The sequence below is a fragment of the Pseudoflavonifractor sp. An44 genome (assembly GCF_002161675.1).
GTDB lineage: Bacteria > Bacillota > Clostridia > Oscillospirales > Oscillospiraceae > Enterenecus > Enterenecus faecium.
Map to the genome: position 1 here is coordinate 48,900 of NZ_NFIH01000002.1, position 16,090 is coordinate 64,989.

15 protein-coding genes and 1 pseudogene are annotated in these 16,090 nt (G+C 57.4%); 13 read left to right on the forward strand and 3 right to left on the reverse strand.

Annotated features, from left to right (window positions below; translation table 11 throughout):
* Positions 1-5: 5 nt before the first annotated feature.
* The 13 genes from leuD (at position 6) to B5F98_RS01325 (ending at position 12,538) form a co-directional block, all read left to right on the forward strand.
* Positions 6-491: a 3-isopropylmalate dehydratase small subunit gene (gene leuD / locus B5F98_RS01265; protein ID WP_087369289.1), complete on the forward strand. Its 486-nt coding sequence runs from the start codon at positions 6-8 to the stop codon at positions 489-491.
* Positions 488-1,564 (forward strand): 3-isopropylmalate dehydrogenase, encoded by a 1,077-nt coding sequence (leuB, locus tag B5F98_RS01270; RefSeq protein WP_087369290.1) that lies wholly within the window; start codon positions 488-490, stop codon positions 1,562-1,564. The genes leuD and leuB overlap by 4 nt, the downstream gene beginning before the upstream one ends.
* 85 nt (positions 1,565-1,649) lie before the next feature.
* Positions 1,650-2,462 carry a type III pantothenate kinase gene (locus B5F98_RS01275; protein ID WP_242955024.1) on the forward strand — a complete coding sequence of 271 codons (813 nt, stop codon included), beginning with the start codon at positions 1,650-1,652 and terminating at the stop codon, positions 2,460-2,462.
* 167 nt (positions 2,463-2,629) lie between these two features.
* On the forward strand, positions 2,630-3,778 hold the full coding sequence (locus B5F98_RS01280) for a pyridoxal phosphate-dependent aminotransferase (RefSeq protein ID WP_164488792.1): 1,149 nt from the start codon (positions 2,630-2,632) through the stop codon (positions 3,776-3,778).
* A gap of 83 nt (positions 3,779-3,861) precedes the next feature.
* Positions 3,862-4,062 (forward strand): DUF1858 domain-containing protein, encoded by a 201-nt coding sequence (locus B5F98_RS01285; protein ID WP_087234294.1) that lies wholly within the window; start codon positions 3,862-3,864, stop codon positions 4,060-4,062.
* Between the two features lie 66 nt (positions 4,063-4,128).
* A complete protein-coding gene (locus tag B5F98_RS01290; protein WP_087369292.1) occupies positions 4,129-4,809 on the forward strand; it encodes a class I SAM-dependent methyltransferase in 681 nt (226 codons plus the stop codon).
* On the forward strand, positions 4,806-5,597 hold the full coding sequence (locus tag B5F98_RS01295; RefSeq protein ID WP_087369293.1) for a Nif3-like dinuclear metal center hexameric protein: 792 nt from the start codon (positions 4,806-4,808) through the stop codon (positions 5,595-5,597). The genes B5F98_RS01290 and B5F98_RS01295 overlap by 4 nt, the downstream gene beginning before the upstream one ends.
* Before the next feature lie 59 nt (positions 5,598-5,656).
* Positions 5,657-6,370 (forward strand): N-acetylmuramoyl-L-alanine amidase, encoded by a 714-nt coding sequence (locus B5F98_RS01300; protein WP_158096806.1) that lies wholly within the window; start codon positions 5,657-5,659, stop codon positions 6,368-6,370.
* Positions 6,371-7,738 (forward strand): DNA repair protein RadA, encoded by a 1,368-nt coding sequence (radA, locus tag B5F98_RS01305; protein WP_087234302.1) that lies wholly within the window; start codon positions 6,371-6,373, stop codon positions 7,736-7,738.
* A gap of 308 nt (positions 7,739-8,046) precedes the next feature.
* Positions 8,047-9,051, forward strand: coding sequence for a tyrosine recombinase XerC (locus B5F98_RS01310; protein WP_087369294.1), 1,005 nt, complete (start codon positions 8,047-8,049; stop codon positions 9,049-9,051).
* Positions 9,052-9,209: 158 nt separating this feature from the next.
* Positions 9,210-10,175 carry a class II fructose-1,6-bisphosphate aldolase gene (gene fba / locus B5F98_RS01315; RefSeq protein ID WP_087369295.1) on the forward strand — a complete coding sequence of 322 codons (966 nt, stop codon included), beginning with the start codon at positions 9,210-9,212 and terminating at the stop codon, positions 10,173-10,175.
* Between the two features lie 43 nt (positions 10,176-10,218).
* Complete coding sequence (locus tag B5F98_RS01320; protein ID WP_087229832.1) at positions 10,219-11,457, forward strand: 6-phosphofructokinase; 1,239 nt, start codon at positions 10,219-10,221, stop codon at positions 11,455-11,457.
* Positions 11,458-11,563: 106 nt separating this feature from the next.
* Positions 11,564-12,538, forward strand: a complete 975-nt coding sequence (locus tag B5F98_RS01325) for a Gfo/Idh/MocA family oxidoreductase (protein WP_343219380.1) — start codon at positions 11,564-11,566, stop codon at positions 12,536-12,538.
* Positions 12,539-12,596: 58 nt separating this feature from the next.
* On the opposite strand, the gene B5F98_RS13035 is transcribed toward B5F98_RS01325, so the two are convergent.
* The 3 genes and pseudogenes from B5F98_RS13035 to B5F98_RS01340 form a co-directional block, all read right to left on the reverse strand.
* Complete coding sequence (locus B5F98_RS13035) at positions 12,597-12,746, reverse strand: hypothetical protein (RefSeq protein ID WP_087369297.1); 150 nt, start codon at positions 12,744-12,746, stop codon at positions 12,597-12,599.
* Between the two features lie 15 nt (positions 12,747-12,761).
* A pseudogene (gene mgtA / locus B5F98_RS01335) lies at positions 12,762-15,375 on the reverse strand (magnesium-translocating P-type ATPase).
* 208 nt (positions 15,376-15,583) lie between these two features.
* Positions 15,584-16,081, reverse strand: coding sequence for a helix-turn-helix domain-containing protein (locus B5F98_RS01340; RefSeq protein WP_087369298.1), 498 nt, complete (start codon positions 16,079-16,081; stop codon positions 15,584-15,586).
* Positions 16,082-16,090 lie beyond the last annotated feature (9 nt).

The following is a 16,090-nucleotide window of genomic DNA, read 5'->3' on the forward strand; positions in this document are numbered from 1 at the left end:
AAAAGATGAAGATTTACAAATACGGCGACAACGTGGATACCGACGTCATCATCCCCGCCCGCTACCTCAACGCCCCGGACGAGAAGTCCCTGGCCTCCCACTGTATGGAGGACATCGATGTCGACTTTGCCACCACTGTGGAACCCGGCGATATTGTGGTGGGTGGCAGCAACTTCGGCTGTGGCTCCTCCCGGGAGCACGCCCCCCTGGCCATCAAGGCCTGTGGCGTGAAGTGCGTCATCGCCAAGAGCTTTGCCCGTATCTTCTACCGCAACGCCATCAACATCGGCTTCCCCATCATGGAGTGCCCGGAGGCGGTGGACGGTATCTCTCCCGGTGACAGCGTCACGGTGGACTTTGCTACGGGTGTCATTGAGAATCAAACCACCGGGCAGACCTTCCAGGCAGCGCCGTTCCCCGCCTTTGTCAACGGCATTATTGAGCACGGTGGCCTGCTCCACTCTCTGAAAGCTAGGGGGATTGCCAAATGAATTACAAAATTGCACTGATTCGGGGGGACGGAATCGGCCCTGAGATTGTCCATGAGGCGGTAGGCGTCCTGGACAAGGTGGGAGAGAAGTTCGGCCACACCTTCACTTATGTGGATGTGCTGCTGGGAGGCTGTGCCACCGATGCGGTGGGAAAGAGCTATCCCGACGGCACCGCCGAAACCTGTAAAAACTGTGATGCCGTGCTGCTGGGTGCTGTGGGCGGCCCCAAGTGGGGCAGCGACAAGCCCGCCGAGCAGCGGCCGGAAACCGCTCTGCTGGCCATTCGTAAGGACTTGGGGCTATACGCCAATCTGCGTCCTGCCGCTCTGCGACCCGCTTTGGCCGAGGCCTGCCCCCTGAAGAAGGAGACTGCCGAGAAGGGTATTGACCTGATGATGGTGCGGGAGCTCACCGGAGGCGTGTACTTTGGTAAGCGGGACCGCTATGAGACCTCGGACCGAGGTGTGGAGTGCACCGACTTGATGGCTTACTCCGAGATGGAAATCGAGCGCATTGGCCGCCGAGCCTTTGAGATGGCTCGACTGAGACGGAAGAAAGTGTCCAGTGTGGACAAGGCCAACGTGCTGGAGACCAGCCGCTTGTGGCGGTCTGTGATGCACCGCCTGGCGGAGGAGTACCCCGACGTGGCCTATGAGGACGTACTGGTGGACAACTGCGCCATGCAGCTGGTGCGGGACCCGGGCCAGTTTGACGTGGTGGTCACCGAGAACATGTTCGGAGATATCCTCTCCGACGAGGCCTCCATGATCACCGGGTCTATTGGCCTGTTGCCTTCCGCCTCTATGGGAGATACGGCCCCCGCCCTCTATGAGCCCATCCATGGCTCTGCCCCCGATATCGCCGGGCAGGACAAGGCCAACCCCATTGCCACCATTCTCTCCGTGGCCATGATGCTCCGCTACTCCTTCCAGCTGTCTGCCGAGGCGGATGCTGTGGAGCGGGCGGTGGACCAGGCCCTGGCTGACGGCTGGCGCACGGCCGACATTGCCAAACCGGGAGAAGACGTCATTGGCACCCGCCGTATGGGTCAGATCATCCGGGATAATATTTAACGACCTGGGGAACCTCCGCCGGACTGGATTCGGGCGGAGGTTCCCTCTTGCATTGCTCTGGATTGCTGGCTATAATAAAAATAATATGAATCTGATCATGAAGGGGTTGGGCGCTTTGATTTTGGCTGTGGCCATCAGCAATATCCATGTCACCATCGCACTGTTTGAAGAGAACGGTGACATCCGGTTCCGCTCTGAGCTGGAAAGTGAGCGCAGATACAGTGAAGATCGATGCGCCCTGGACCTCATGGGGGTGTTCCAGCTGTACGGCGGGAAGATCCAGGAAGTACAGGGGGCCATTGTGTCCAGCGTTGTACCCCAGGTGACGGATATTTTTGTCCGGGCCATTCAGCGTCTGACGGGGAAGCGCCCCATGGTGGTGGGCCCGGGAGTGAAAACTGGGCTGAACATCCGGGCGGACGTGCACAACCAGCTGGGCAGCAACATTGTGGCCTCGGCGATGGCAGCGGTGGCCCTGTATCCGTCCCCGTCCATTGTCATCAACTCGGGCACCGCCCTGTCCTTCTCCTACATGCGTCAGGCCTCTTATGAGGGATGTTCCATTATGCCGGGTATGGCCATTGCTCTGGAGGCCCTGTCCGACAACGGGGCCCAGCTACCCCACATTGCCATGGGGAAGGTGGATTCTCCCCTAGGCCGCAACACGGTGGACTCCATGCGAGCGGGTGTGGTGTACGGGTATGCCGGGTCCATTGATCGCCTCATTGACGAGATGGAGGAGTCTGCCGGGGAGAAGGCCGCCTCTGTGGTGGCTACGGGAGAGTACGCCCCGGAGATCTTCCGCCACTGCCGCCATGAGATTCAGTACGACCGGGACCTGATGGTCAAGGGGCTGTATTTTCTCTACCGCAAGAACACCACCAAGCGCACCCGGTGAATTTTGCAGCACAAGACGTTATAACATGCAAAATAACCCGTATCCATGGGATTGACTCTTGCATATGTGCAAGAAAGACGATATAATATGTCACAAATGAAGTGTACGGAGGGATTGACTTGAAAGAACTGTCCAAGATTGCCTCTCAGGTGCAGGCATCCAGCACCATGGCCATTGACTCTCTGGCCAAGCAGATGAAGGCCGACGGCATAGACGTGGTGGGATTTGGCGCTGGTGAGCCGGATTTTAACACCCCGGACGAGATCAAGGCCGCTGGTATCCGGGCCATTGAGGAGAACAACACCCGCTACACCCCCGCTTCCGGTTTGCCCGGCATTAAGAAGGCGGTGTGCGAGCGTGTGAAGGCGGACTTCCACGTGGAGTATGAGCCGTCCCAGGTGATGGTGGCCGCTGGTGCCAAGCACTGTGTGTATGTGGCCCTCCGGGCTCTGGTCAATCCCGGGGACGAGGTGATTGTCCCAGCCCCCTACTGGGTCAGCTACATTGAGCTGGTCCGCATGATGGGTGGCGTGCCTGTGGTGGTGACTGCGGAGGAATCTGCCGGGTTTAAAATTACCGCTCAGCAGCTACGGGATGCCATTACCCCCAAGACCAAGGCTATGATTCTCAACAATCCCTCCAACCCCACCGGCATGGTGTACAACGGGGAGGAGCTGAAGGCTCTGGTGGATGTGTGCGTGGAGAATGACCTGTACATCATCGCCGATGAGATCTACTCCTGCCTGCTCTATGATGGGCTGAAATTTACCTCTGTGGCCAGCCTGGGCGAAGAGGTAAAGAAGCGCACCATCCTCATCAACGGCGTCTCCAAGGCCTATGCCATGACGGGCTGGCGCATTGGCTACGCTCTGGCTGAGCCCGAGATCATCAAAGTCATGAGCAACTACCTCAGCCACTGTGCGGGCTCCTGCTGCACCATTTCCCAGAAGGCGGCAGAGGCGGCCCTCAGCGGCTCTCAGGAGAAGATTGAGACCATGCGGCAGGCCTTTGAGGAGCGGCGCAACTACCTGGTGGAGCGCATGAACCAGGTGGAGGGCGTCAGCTGCATCAAGCCCGAGGGCGCTTTCTACGTGATGATGAACATGGAGAAGCTGGTGGGTCGCACCGTCCACGGCCAGGTGATCCACACCTGTGACGACTTCTCTCAGGCCTTCTTGAAGTATGGTCTGGTGGCCACCGTGCCCGGTACCGCCTTCGGTGCCCCCAACTTTGTGCGCTGGTCCTATGCCACCTCCATGGAGAACATCAAGAAGGGCATGGACCGCCTGGAGGCGTTCTTGAAGGAATTCCAGTGAGTTCCCCAACTGACCCTTGCAAAACCTTGCAGGGTTGGATATACTATCACTGTTCGACAAACTAGATCAGGAGGTCATATCACATGGCTAAGATTACCAAGGATACTATCATCGGCGATATTCTGGACATCGCTCCTCAGACTGCCCCCATCTTCCTGTCCATCGGCATGCACTGCCTGGGCTGCCCCTCTTCCCGGGGTGAGACGGTGGAGCAGGCCTGCATGGTCCACGGCGTGGACGTGAACGCTCTGCTGGAGCAGCTCAACGCCAACATCGGCGAATAAAAACCATTGCGGGAAAAGAGCGGGTAACCGCTCTTTTCTTGTATCTGATGAAAATGAGGGATTTTTATGGAATTGACGCCGAGATTGCGTGCCATTGCCCAGCAGGTCCCCCAGGGCTCGGTGCTGGCAGATGTGGGCACGGACCATGCACTGCTGCCGGTATGGCTGCTGTTAGAGGGGTGTATCCCCTCCGCCATCGCCTCGGATTTGCGGGAGGGCCCCTTGTCCCGGGCCAAGGAGACGGTGGAGCAGCACGGAGTGGCGGACCGAGTCTCTCTGCGCCTGTGTGACGGGCTGTCCGGAATTCAGGCAGGGGAGGCGGACGTAGTGGCCATCGCAGGCATGGGCGGGGAGACCATTGCCGCCATTTTGGAGCAGGCCCCCTGGACGAAGGAGAACACCTTGCTGCTCCTCCAGCCCATGACCTCCTTCCCGGACCTCCGCCAGTGGCTGGTGGAAAACGGCTACCGGGTGGAGCACGAGACCCTGTGCCAAGAAGGGAGCCGTATGTATACCGTGCTCACCGTGTGGGGCGGCCAGGATGCACCTATGACCCCGGCAGAGCTCTGGGTGGGGCGCAACACCCCACAGCCTCTGAGAGGGGCATACCTGTCCATGATGGAGGGCAAGGTGCGCCGGGCCCTGGAGGGACAGAAGGCCTCTGCCAACCCGGACCAGGCTGTGGTGGAGCAGCTGGAACAGGTACTGGCAGGCATGGATGAGATGAAAAAGGAGCTGGAAGCATGAACACCGTACAGCAAATCTATGAGGCCATCCAGAAGAAGGCCCCCTTTCAATATCAGCTGGGGTTTGACAACGCCGGTTTCCTGGTGGGGCGGCGCAACGCCCCGGTGGATCGGGTTCTCATCGCTCTGGACATCACCAGAGACGTAGTGGACGAGGCCGTGGAGCTGGGAGCACAGCTCATTGTGTCCCACCATCCGGTGATCTGGGAAGGGGTCAAACAGCTCACCGACGTCACCCCCGGCGGAGACCTGCTGCTGACCATGGCAGAGCACGGCATTGCCGCCGTCTGCGCCCACACCAATCTGGACGCTGTAGCAGAGGGGGTCAACGACGCCCTGGCCTGCAAGCTGGGTTTGACCCAGGTGGAGCAGCTGAGCCAGGATGGGGTGGACCAGCAGGGAAAACCCTATGGCATTGGACGGATTGGCCAGGTGGAACCTCAGAGTGTGGAGAGCTTTGCTGCCCTGGTGAAGGAGCGGCTGGATGCCGCCTGCGTGCGGGTGGTGGACAGCGGCAAGCCGGTGCACCGGGTGGCTGTTGGCGGCGGCTCCTGCGGCAGTATGCTGGGTGATGTGGTGGCCGCCGGGTGTGACACCTTTGTCACCGCTGACGTGAAGTACGACGTGTTTCTGGCGGCCAAGGCCCAGGGGCTGAACCTGTTGGACGCCGGACACTACCCCACAGAGAACGTGGTGTGCCCCGTGTTGGAGGGGTGGCTGAAGGAGGCGTTCCCCGACCTGCGGGTGGAAATTTCCCAGCGCCACCGAGAGGTCTATCACTGCGTCTAACCTAGGCTGGTATGAGTTGTCCCCCTGCTTCATATGGATGGAGGGAAGGGGGGATGGCTATGAAGCCATGGATGGTGATTCTGCTCATTGCGGCATGTATCCTCTGTTTTTTCGCCCGATGGGGCAAGCTGGTGGTGCCCACAGTGGTTCAAGTGGATACCGGACATCCTGTCGTGGTGCTGGATGCCGGACACGGTGGAGAGGACGGGGGAGCCGTCACCGCTTCGGGCCACCGGGAGAGTGAGATCAATCTCCAGATCGTGAAGAAGCTGGAATATTTCATGGCTCTGTGCGGAGTGGAGCCGGTGCTCACCCGGACGGAAGATGTCTCACTCCATACGCCGGGGGCAGAGGAGAGGGGAGAGCGGAAACGCTCCGATTTGGACTATCGGGTCCAGTTGGTCAACGACACCCCAGGGGCCATGCTCATCAGCATCCATCAAAACCAATATTCCGACCCCTCGGTACGAGGGGCACAGGTGTTTTACACCCTGGGCGATGTGGGGCGGCAGTGGGGAGAATATACCCAGCAGATGCTCCAGGAGACGGTGGACAGCTCCAACACAAAAAAGGCCAAGCAGGTGTCCGAGGACGTGTATCTCTTTTCCCATATTTCCTGTCCTGGCCTGTTGGTGGAGTGTGGCTTTCTCAGCAATGGGCTGGAGGCCTCGCTGCTTCTCACAGACGGGTATCAGACCCGGCTGTCCATGGCCATCACCGGAGCCTACCTCCACCAAATGCAAATGATAAACCGAGCCTCAGGAGGAATCTGAATGGCAAAAAATAAAACTGTGTACTACTGCACTCAGTGCGGCAACGAGACTCCCAAATGGCAGGGCAGATGTCTGGCCTGCGGGGCCTGGAACACCATTGTGGAGCAGCCCGCCCCGGCGGCGGAGAGCAAGAAAAAAGCAGGGGGGAGCCTGTCCACCTCGCCCCTGCGAAAGCCCCGGCCCATGGATGACGTGGAGGCCACCGACGAACTGCGCTTTCCCACGGGAATGAGCGAGCTGGACCGCGTGCTGGGCGGGGGAGCCGTGAAGGGCTCTCTGGTGCTGGTGGGCGGCGCCCCGGGTATCGGCAAGTCCACTTTGATGCTGCAAATCTGCAACAGCCTGTGCCAGTTTGCCTCGGTGCTGTACGTGTCCGGCGAGGAGTCGGAGCGGCAGATCAAGCTGCGGGCCCAGCGGCTGGGTATCTCCGGGCAGGGGCTGTATCTCTACTCAGAGACCAACCTGGACGATGTGGTGGCGGCGGTGGAGGAGCAAAAACCGGATATTTTGATCGTGGACTCCATTCAGACGGTGTACAACGGGGAGTCCAACTCCTCTCCAGGCAGCGTGGCCCAGGTCAAGGAGTGCACCATGACCCTGATGCACCTGGCCAAGGGGCTGGGTATCACCGTCTTTGTGGTGGGCCACATCAACAAAGAAGGCTCTTTGGCAGGCCCCAAGGTGTTGGAGCACATGGTGGACTGTGTGCTGCATTTTGAAGGGGAGGAGCACAACTCCTACCGCATTCTCCGGGCAGCCAAAAACCGCTTCGGCGCCACCAACGAGATCGGTGTGTTTGAGATGGGAGACCAGGGCCTGTCCCAAGTGCCAAACCCCTCGGAGGCGCTGCTGTCCGGGCGGCCTCAGAACACCCCAGGCTCCTGCGTCACCTGTGTCATGGAGGGCGTGCGCCCGGTGCTGGCAGAGGTTCAGGCGTTGCTCACCCCGTCGGCCTACGGCACGTCCCGGCGCTCCTGCAATGGCTTTGACTACAACCGGGCCATGATGCTCTCAGCAGTGCTGGAAAAACGTGGAGGGCTCATGGTGTCCAACTGTGACGTGTACGTCAACGTCATTGGCGGCTTGAGCATTACAGAGCCGGCGGCGGACCTGGCGCTCATCGTGGCCTTGGCGTCCAGCTTCCGGGACAAGCCGGTGCCATATGATTTGGCGGCCATCGGCGAAGTGGGCCTGACCGGCGAGCTGCGGGCGGTGCACGCGTTGAATCAGCGCCTCAGCGAGGTGCAGCGGCTGGGCTTTACCAAATGCTTGATTCCAGCCCGGCACAGCGGAAAGTTGGTGGTGCCGGACGGCTTACAGCTCATTGAGGTGCACAACATCCGGCAAGCGATTGCGGTGCTTGTGTGAGTCTTTGGGCTCATAATTCAGACAGGGGTGGTCGGTGCCGTCCTGGGCGGCGTTGCGCATAGGTTGTGCACCCGTTGTGTACAGGGTGCACCGGCCATCGGTCTGATGTCGACAGGAGAGGGTACACGGAATGAGACTCATAACTTTGACCTCCAATTCTGATGTGCCGGGAACTCCTGTTTAAACACACTAGCAACTCAACAAAATTAAAATTTTGTTGAGTTGAGGGTAGGGGGCTCCCGGAAATTTGATATCCGTAGTATGATCCGGCCAGCCTGGCTTTATGTATGCAAATATGGTGATTTTACATGAAAATTGACTATCAAACTCAAGCGCCGCCGGTGCTGCGGGATTTTCTCGCGTATCACGAGACCATTCAGGGACATTCGTCCAAAACGGTTGATGAATATTTTCTTGATCTGCGCAACTTTCTCAGATACATGAAACTTGAAAAAGGTTTGGTGCCCAGATCCACGCCGCTGGACGAAATCTCCATTGACGACGTGGATGTCTCGCTGGTGCGCTCTGTGACGCTGGCCGATGTGTACGCATATCTCAGTTTTCTCAGCCGCAGCCGTGCCAAGAATCACAATTCGCCCCAGGCTGGCTGTGGCCTTGAGGCATCCACCAGAGCTCGGAAAGTTGCATCAATCCGTTCCTTTTATAAATATCTGGTGAACAAAGCCAAAGTTCTCACGGAAAATCCCATTCAGGAGCTGGATGCGCCCAGACAGCGCCAGACACTGCCGCGATTTTTAACCCTGGATGAGTGCATTCAACTGCTGGACAGCATCGACGGGCCAAATTCTGAGCGAGACTTTTGTATTATTACCTTATTTTTAAACTGTGGGCTTCGAATTTCTGAGCTGGTGGGCTTGAACCTCAGCGATGTGCGGGACGACCGCATGCGGGTGTTAGGCAAAGGTAACAAAGAGCGCTTTGTCTTCCTCAATACCGCCTGCCGCAGCGCGCTGGATGACTGGCTGGCGGTTCGGGCCCAGTCGGCGGCCGTGGACCCCTATGCGCTGTTTATCAGTCGGCGGCGCACCCGTGTGACCAAGGACGGCGTGCATTACATGATCAAAAAGCGGCTGGCGGAGGCTGGACTGGACCGGGACAAGTACTCCGCCCATAAGCTCAGGCACACAGCTGCCACCTTGATGCTGAAAAATGGCGTGGATGTACGCACTCTGCAGGAGATCCTCGGCCATGAGCATTTGAACACCACCCAGATCTACACCCACGTGGATAGTGAGGCCATGCGTCAGGCCGCCCAACTCAACCCTTTGGGAGATCGGTGCAAGAAAAAGTGAGCCTCTCTCCTGCTGCTTTGGCACTTCGCACAAAGGGTATTGGGGTGGTGTATATAATTTGTCTTAAAAAAGATGGCTTGATACCTTGCAATTTGGGGCGAACGCTGTTAAAATGATGAAGTGCAAGACCAATTAATTCTACTAAGGAGTTGATTCAAATGCCACTGGTCACTACTACCGAGATGTTCAAAAAGGCATACGATGGTGGGTATGCAATTGGTGCTTTCAACGTCAACAACATGGAGATCGTTCAGGGCATCACCGAGGCCGCCAAGGAGGTTAACGCTCCCCTGATTCTTCAGGTTTCCAAGGGCGCTCGTGCTTACGCCAACCACACCTACTTGGTGAAGCTGGTTGAGGCTGCCATCATTGAGACTGGCCTGCCCATCGCTCTGCACCTGGATCACGGCGACAGCTTCGAGATCTGCAAGAGCTGCATCGACGGCGGCTTCACCTCCGTCATGATCGACGCCTCTTCCAAGCCCTTCGCTGAGAACATTGAGCTGACCAAGCGTGTTGTGGAATATGCTCATGATCACGGTGTTGTGGTCGAGGCCGAGCTGGGCGCTCTGGCTGGCGTGGAGGACGAGGTCCAGGTTTCCGCCGAGGACTCTCACTACACCCGTCCCGAGGAAGTTGAGGAGTTCGTCTCCAAGACCGGCTGCGACTCTCTGGCCATCGCCATCGGCACCAGCCACGGCGCTTACAAGTTCACCGCTGCTCAGTGCACCCGCAACGAGAAGGGCGAGCTGGTTCCCCCTCCCCTGCGCTTCGACATCCTGGACGAGGTCGTCCGTCGTCTGCCCGGCTTCCCCATCGTTCTCCACGGCTCTTCTTCCGTGCCTCAGGAGTATGTGAAGATGATCAACGAGAACGGCGGCAAGATGCCCGATGCCGTTGGTATCCCCGAGGAGCAGCTGCGTCAGGCCGCCCGCGGCGCTGTGTGTAAGATCAACATTGACTCTGACCTGCGTCTGGCCATGACCGGCACCATCCGTAAGTTCTTCGCTGAGCACCCCGACAAGTTTGACCCCCGCGAGTACCTGAAGCCCGCCCGCGCCAACATCAAGGAGCTGGTCAAGCACAAGCTGATCAACGTCCTGGGCTGCGACGGCAAGGCCTAATCAGCGCGTTTCAAACGCATCACAACATTAGGAGGATTCAAACATGTCTCAACTGAAAGGCGCATGTATCATTGGTCAGTCCGGCGGTCCTACCTCCGTGATCAATGCCAGCGCATACGGTGTCATTCGCACCGCTCTGGATAACCCCAACATCACCGCCGTGTACGGCGCTGCTCACGGCATCAAGGGCGTTCTCAACGATCGTCTGTATGACATGAGCCAGGAGGACGCTCACGAGCTGGAGCTGCTGCTGAACACTCCCTCTTCCGAGCTGGGTTCCTGCCGCTACAAGATCGCCGATCCCGATGTGGACGACACCGACTACAAGCGGATTCTGGAGATCTTCAAGAAGTACGACGTGCGTTACTTCTTCTACAACGGCGGTAACGACTCCATGGACACCTGCTCCAAGGTCAGCCGCTTCATGGCCAAGTCCGGCTATGAGTGCCGCGTTATGGGCGTGCCCAAGACCATCGACAACGACCTGTTCGGCACCGACCACTGCCCCGGCTTCGCCTCCGCTGCCAAGTACATCGCTACTTCCTGCGCTGAGGTATACAAGGATGCCCGTGTGTACGACACCGGCATGGTCACCATCATCGAGATCATGGGCCGTCACGCTGGCTGGCTGACTGCCGCTGCCGCTCTGGCTGGCGTCGTGGGCTGCGCTCCCGACCTGATCTACGTTCCCGAGGTGGACTTCGACATGGACAAGTTCCTGGCCGACGTCACCTCCATCTACGAGAAGAACGGCAACTGCATCGTGGCTGTCTCCGAGGGCATCCACTATGCTGACGGCTCCTTCGTCTCCGAGGCTAAGACCTCTGCCACCGACGGTTTCGGTCACGCTCAGCTGGGCGGTCTGGCTGCTATGCTGGCCAACATCGTCAAGGAGCGCACCGGCGCCAAGGTCCGTGGCATCGAGCTGTCCCTGCTGCAGCGCTGCGGCGCTCACCTGGCTTCTCAGACCGACATTCAGGAGTCCTTCCTGGCTGGTAAGACCGCCGTGGAGGCTGCTGTGGCCGGCGAGACCGATAAGATGGTGGGCTTCGAGTGCTCCCGTGAGAACGGCTATGAGTGCAAGACCAAGCTGTTCAACCTCTCTGAGGTGGCCAACTTCGAGAAGAAGGTGCCCCTGGAGTGGATCAACGAGGCTGGCAACGGCATCAACCAGGGCTTCATCGACTACGCCCTGCCCCTGATCCAGGGTGAGAACACCCGCGCCACCGAGCACGGTCTGCCCCGCTTCGCCCGTCTGAAGAAGGTTCTGGCCAGCAAGTAAGAAGAGTAGACCTCTTCCCTGCTTTGTGCTATGATGATGAGGAATTACAGTGATGTAATTCCTCATCATTTTTTATGTTCCGAAGGAGATGAAAAAGATGCTTCATATGGCAATTTTGGGAGCTGGCCGCATTGCCGCAACCATGGCGGAGACCATCAACCGCATGAATCAGGCGGGAAACCATGCCGTCTCCCTGTATGCTGTGGCAGCCCGGGATTTGGAACGGGCCCAGCGGTTTGCCAAGACCCACGGCGTAGAGCGAGCCTACGGCAGCTATGAGGAGATGCTCCAGGACCAGCAAGTCCAGCTGGTGTATGTGGCCACCCCTCACTCTCATCATTATCAGCATGTCATGATGTGCCTGGAGCACGGAAAGCATGTCCTGTGCGAGAAGGCCTTTGCCGCCAATGCTCAGCAGACGCGAGAGATGCTCCAGCGGGCCAAAGACAAGGGCTTGCTGCTCACCGAGGCCATCTGGACCAGATACCAGCCTATGCGGGAGATCATCTCTCAGGTGGTGAACTCTGGCATCATTGGAGAGCTCCGAATGCTCACCGCCAACCTGGGCTATGAGATCATGGGAAAAGAGCGCATTGTGGAGCCTGCCTTGGCCGGAGGTGCCCTGCTGGATGTGGGGATTTATCCCTTGAACTTTGCCGAGATGGTGTTTGGTGCCCCGGACCAGGTCCATGCTGTGGGCGTCCTCTCGGACAAGGGAGTGGACCTCCAGGACAGCATAACCCTGACGTGGAAGGACGGAAAGATGGCAGTGTTGAACTCCGGGGCCAACTGTGTCTCTGACCGGATGGGAGTCATCTATGGTGCCCGGGGTTTTGCTGTGGTGGAGAATATCAACAATCCCCAGTCCATCACCGTCTATGACGCCCAGTATCGGCAAGTAGAGCATCACCCCTGCCCTGCTCAGCTCACCGGCTACGAGTATGAGGTGACAGAGGCAGCCCGCTGTATTGAGGCGGGAGCGCTGGAGTGCCCCTCTATGCCCCACCAGGACACGGTGCACATGATGGAGTTAATGGATGAGATACGCCACCAGATGGGTGTGCACTACCCCTTTGAATAAGACAGAAAGCCCCTCCGGTGTAGTCAGAGCTACATCGGAGGGGGTTTCATAGATCCGTTTATTTTTGAGGCTTCATGGACCAGAACGCCACATTCATCAAGATGACAATGAGAAACACCACGCCAATGGCGACCCAAAATCCCATGTCAATGCCCCAAAGAGAAGTGGTTCCAAATACGTCCATCCACAGGTTTGCCCAGTTCATCATGATATTCCTCCGTTCTTATAACAATTCACCGTAGTGCCGCACATAGGCCTTTTTGAGACTGGTGGCCAGAATCATGTAGAGGAGAATGCACGGAATCAGATAGGCGAAGTAGGCCGCAGGCAGCGCCACAAATCCCAGAGCGGCTCCCAGAGGCGTAAAGGGGATGACGGTGAGCACGGTGATACCCGTCAGGGTCAGCAACGTCAAGGGAGCGGAAGCACGGCTCTGAAGAAAGGGCAGCTTGGGGGTGCGAATCATGTGAATGACCAAGGTCTGGCTCCACATGGATTCCACAAACCAACCAGCCTGGAACAGTCCGATATACTTGGCCTGCATCAAGGCCAGCTCTGCTCCGCTGAAATGGGCAGGCAGATCGCTGAACAGCACACCACCGGAAATAAACATGGGACAGAAGACGAAGTACAGAAACAGATAGGTGGTAAAGTCGAAAATGGAGCTGGTGGGGCCAATCCAGAGCATAAAGTTGCCCACACTGGAGGCGTCCCATTTCCGGGGCTTGGCGATAAATTCCTCGTCCACATTGTCCCAAGGAATGGCGGTGCAGGACAGGTCATAGATCAGATTCAAAAAGATCAGGTGCACGCTCATCATGGGCAGGAATGGCAGCAGCGCAGAAGCTGCCAGCACCGAAAACATATTGCCGAAGTTGGAAGAGGCGGTCATTTTGATGTACTTGATCATGTTGGCGTAGGTTTTGCGCCCCTCGATGATGCCCTGCTCCAAGACCATCAGGTCTTTTTCCAGCAGAATGATGTCAGCAGATTCCTTTGCCACATCCACGGCGGTGTCCACAGAGATTCCGATGTCGGCAGACTTCATGGCAGCAGCGTCGTTGATACCGTCCCCCATAAAGCCTACAGTGTGTCCATTTTCCCGGAGGATGGAGACCACACGGGCCTTCTGCTCGGGGGTCAGCTTGGCGAACACATCGGTCCTTTAGTGCTTGGATGGCGTCTGCGGTGGACTCCTTGGGTGGGTCTAAAAAGGCCAGATATCCCATCAGAACCATGTCGCACTCGTCTTTGACGCCGAACGCACCCACAGGAGAGGGATTGCTCTTTTGAGCAATGGCCAGTACACGGAAGCCCTTGTCGTTGAGGCTGTCTACGGTTTGGAGAATGTGGCGACGCACCTCATCGGTCAGCGGCTGCACGCCGCCGTCATACTCTGCAAAGGTGCAGATGGAGAGCATTTCTTCCACCGCGCCCTTCGTCACCATCTGGGTCTTCCCTGTCTGGTCCTGCACCACGGTGGTCAACCGACGGCGTGTGAAGTCAAAGGGAATTTCATCCACCTTCACATAGTGTTCCGACAAATCCACCAGCCGTAGGTCCTCTGCCTCAGCTTCCTCCGTCTTATGGATGATAGCCAGGTCCATCAAGTTCTTATAGCCGGTCTGGAAATAGCTGTTGAGATAGGCGTGGCGCAAGACCCGAGTGTCATCCTCACCATTGATGTTCAGGTGATATTCCAGCACCACTTGGTCTTGGGTCAAGGTTCCGGTCTTATCGGTGCACAGAATATCCATGGCTCCGAAGTTTTGAATGGAGTTGAGATTTTTCACAATGGTCTGCTTCTTGCTCATGGACACCGCCCCCTTGGCCAGGCAGGTGGTGACGATCATGGGCAGCATCTCCGGGGTCAGACCAACGGCGATGGAGATGCCGAACAAAAAGGCGTCCAGCCAGTCTCCCTTGGTGATGCCGTTGATGAAGAATACCAGGGGGACCATAATGAGCATAAAGCGGATGAGTACCCAGGAGACGGCGTTTACGCCCTTGGTGAAGCTGGTCTCTACCGTCTCGCCTGCTACGGCGGAGGCCATGGAGCCAAACAGAGTGTGGTCACCTACGCAGACGGCCACAGCAGTGGCGCTGCCGGAGACCACATTGCTGCCCATGAAAGCGATGTTGGTATAATCCGTGATGCTCTCTGCGGCGTCACACACATGAGGGGTCTTTTCCACCGGCTCGCTCTCACCGGTGAGGCTGGCCTGACTGACAAACAGGTCTTTGGCCTCCAAAATGCGCACGTCTGCGGGAATCATATCTCCGGCGGACAGATGCACGATGTCCCCCACCACAAGATCATCCATGGGAATCTCCACCTTTTCCTGTCCCCTGCGGGTGACGGTGCAGGTGGTGGTGATCATGGCCAGAAGCTTCTCCGCTGCGTTGCCGCTCCTGGATTCCTGTACAAACCGAAGGGTACCGGAAATCAGCACCATGGTGAGAATAATCACCACCGTCAGACAATTGAAATCCTCCGGTGTGCTGCCCAACAGGGAGAAATAGGGGAAGATCATATCGGTCAGGGTGGATACCAGGGCCAAGCAGAACAAAATGGCGGTGAAGGGATTGATGAAAGCGCCAGCCAGCCGTTTGGCTAGGGATTTCTTCTTTTCATGGGTCACTTTGTTGTTGCCGTATTGGCTGCGGTGGTGAAGTACCGTCTCCTCGTCCAGTCCGCACAGGGCGGCTTGTAGGTTCATCAGGACATGTTTGTTGGAAGTGGTTGCCGCATCTTGGATGCGGCGATTTTGCTGTTTACGGGCGTTGTCTCTCTCGGCGGTGGGACGGAGCGCCATGGATTTTTCTTTCAGGTGCATTGGTCTTACCTCCTTGCATAGAATCAAGGCTAAGACAGACATGTGTAGACATGGGACTCCGGGTCCCCCATGCCGTGCCAAGCCTTCGTGTATGATCGTCAGAGTCCATGTCGTTCACCTCTCTTTCTCCATAAGTATAAAAAAATCGCAAGGAGAATCCCATGGTCAAAACCTTGCGATTTCCTTGCGATTTGGTCAGAATAGGCGGTTAGAGCTTGTCGTTAAACTTGTACCCAATGCCCCAAATGGTCAGGATATACTCCGGTGCATCCGGGTTTGGCTCAATCTTCTTTCTGAGTTTTCGGATAAATGCCATGATATTGCTGTCATCCATAAGATAATCGTTTTCCCATACGGCCTGATAAATCTGTTCCTTGGTGAACACCTCGCCCTGGTTGCGAGCCAGGAAATAGAGAATGTCAAACTCCTTGGGGGTCAGGGAGATCTCGGTGTCGTCCCGCCTTACCCGCCGCAGTCTCAGGTCGATGGAGAGCGCGCCGCATTGGATGGTTTCGATGGAAGGAATAACAGAGTCGGACTCTCCTATCTCCACCATCAGAGAGCTTGTCCGGCCATCCATCAAATCGCTCAGACCTTCCAGCAGTTCCTTGGCGGCAGGAGTATCTGGTGCGGAGGTGCGAAGCTTTTCCGTCAGCCACTTGGTGAGGGAGAAATCCAGAGCGATAAAACCGATGTTCTTTTTCATTCCAGACTC

Coding starts and splice junctions, on each gene's coding strand:
- leuD (WP_087369289.1), top strand. CDS start 6: ATGAAGATTTACAAATACGGCGACAACGTGGATACCGACGTCATCATC.
- leuB (WP_087369290.1), top strand. CDS start 488: ATGAATTACAAAATTGCACTGATTCGGGGGGACGGAATCGGCCCTGAG.
- B5F98_RS01275 (WP_242955024.1), top strand. CDS start 1,650: ATGAATCTGATCATGAAGGGGTTGGGCGCTTTGATTTTGGCTGTGGCC.
- B5F98_RS01280 (WP_164488792.1), top strand. CDS start 2,630: ATGGCCATTGACTCTCTGGCCAAGCAGATGAAGGCCGACGGCATAGAC.
- B5F98_RS01285 (WP_087234294.1), top strand. CDS start 3,862: ATGGCTAAGATTACCAAGGATACTATCATCGGCGATATTCTGGACATC.
- B5F98_RS01290 (WP_087369292.1), top strand. CDS start 4,129: ATGGAATTGACGCCGAGATTGCGTGCCATTGCCCAGCAGGTCCCCCAG.
- B5F98_RS01295 (WP_087369293.1), top strand. CDS start 4,806: ATGAACACCGTACAGCAAATCTATGAGGCCATCCAGAAGAAGGCCCCC.
- B5F98_RS01300 (WP_158096806.1), top strand. CDS start 5,657: ATGAAGCCATGGATGGTGATTCTGCTCATTGCGGCATGTATCCTCTGT.
- radA (WP_087234302.1), top strand. CDS start 6,371: ATGGCAAAAAATAAAACTGTGTACTACTGCACTCAGTGCGGCAACGAG.
- B5F98_RS01310 (WP_087369294.1), top strand. CDS start 8,047: ATGAAAATTGACTATCAAACTCAAGCGCCGCCGGTGCTGCGGGATTTT.
- fba (WP_087369295.1), top strand. CDS start 9,210: ATGCCACTGGTCACTACTACCGAGATGTTCAAAAAGGCATACGATGGT.
- B5F98_RS01320 (WP_087229832.1), top strand. CDS start 10,219: ATGTCTCAACTGAAAGGCGCATGTATCATTGGTCAGTCCGGCGGTCCT.
- B5F98_RS01325 (WP_343219380.1), top strand. CDS start 11,564: ATGGCAATTTTGGGAGCTGGCCGCATTGCCGCAACCATGGCGGAGACC.
- B5F98_RS13035 (WP_087369297.1), bottom strand. CDS start 12,746: ATGATGAACTGGGCAAACCTGTGGATGGACGTATTTGGAACCACTTCT.
- B5F98_RS01340 (WP_087369298.1), bottom strand. CDS start 16,081: ATGAAAAAGAACATCGGTTTTATCGCTCTGGATTTCTCCCTCACCAAG.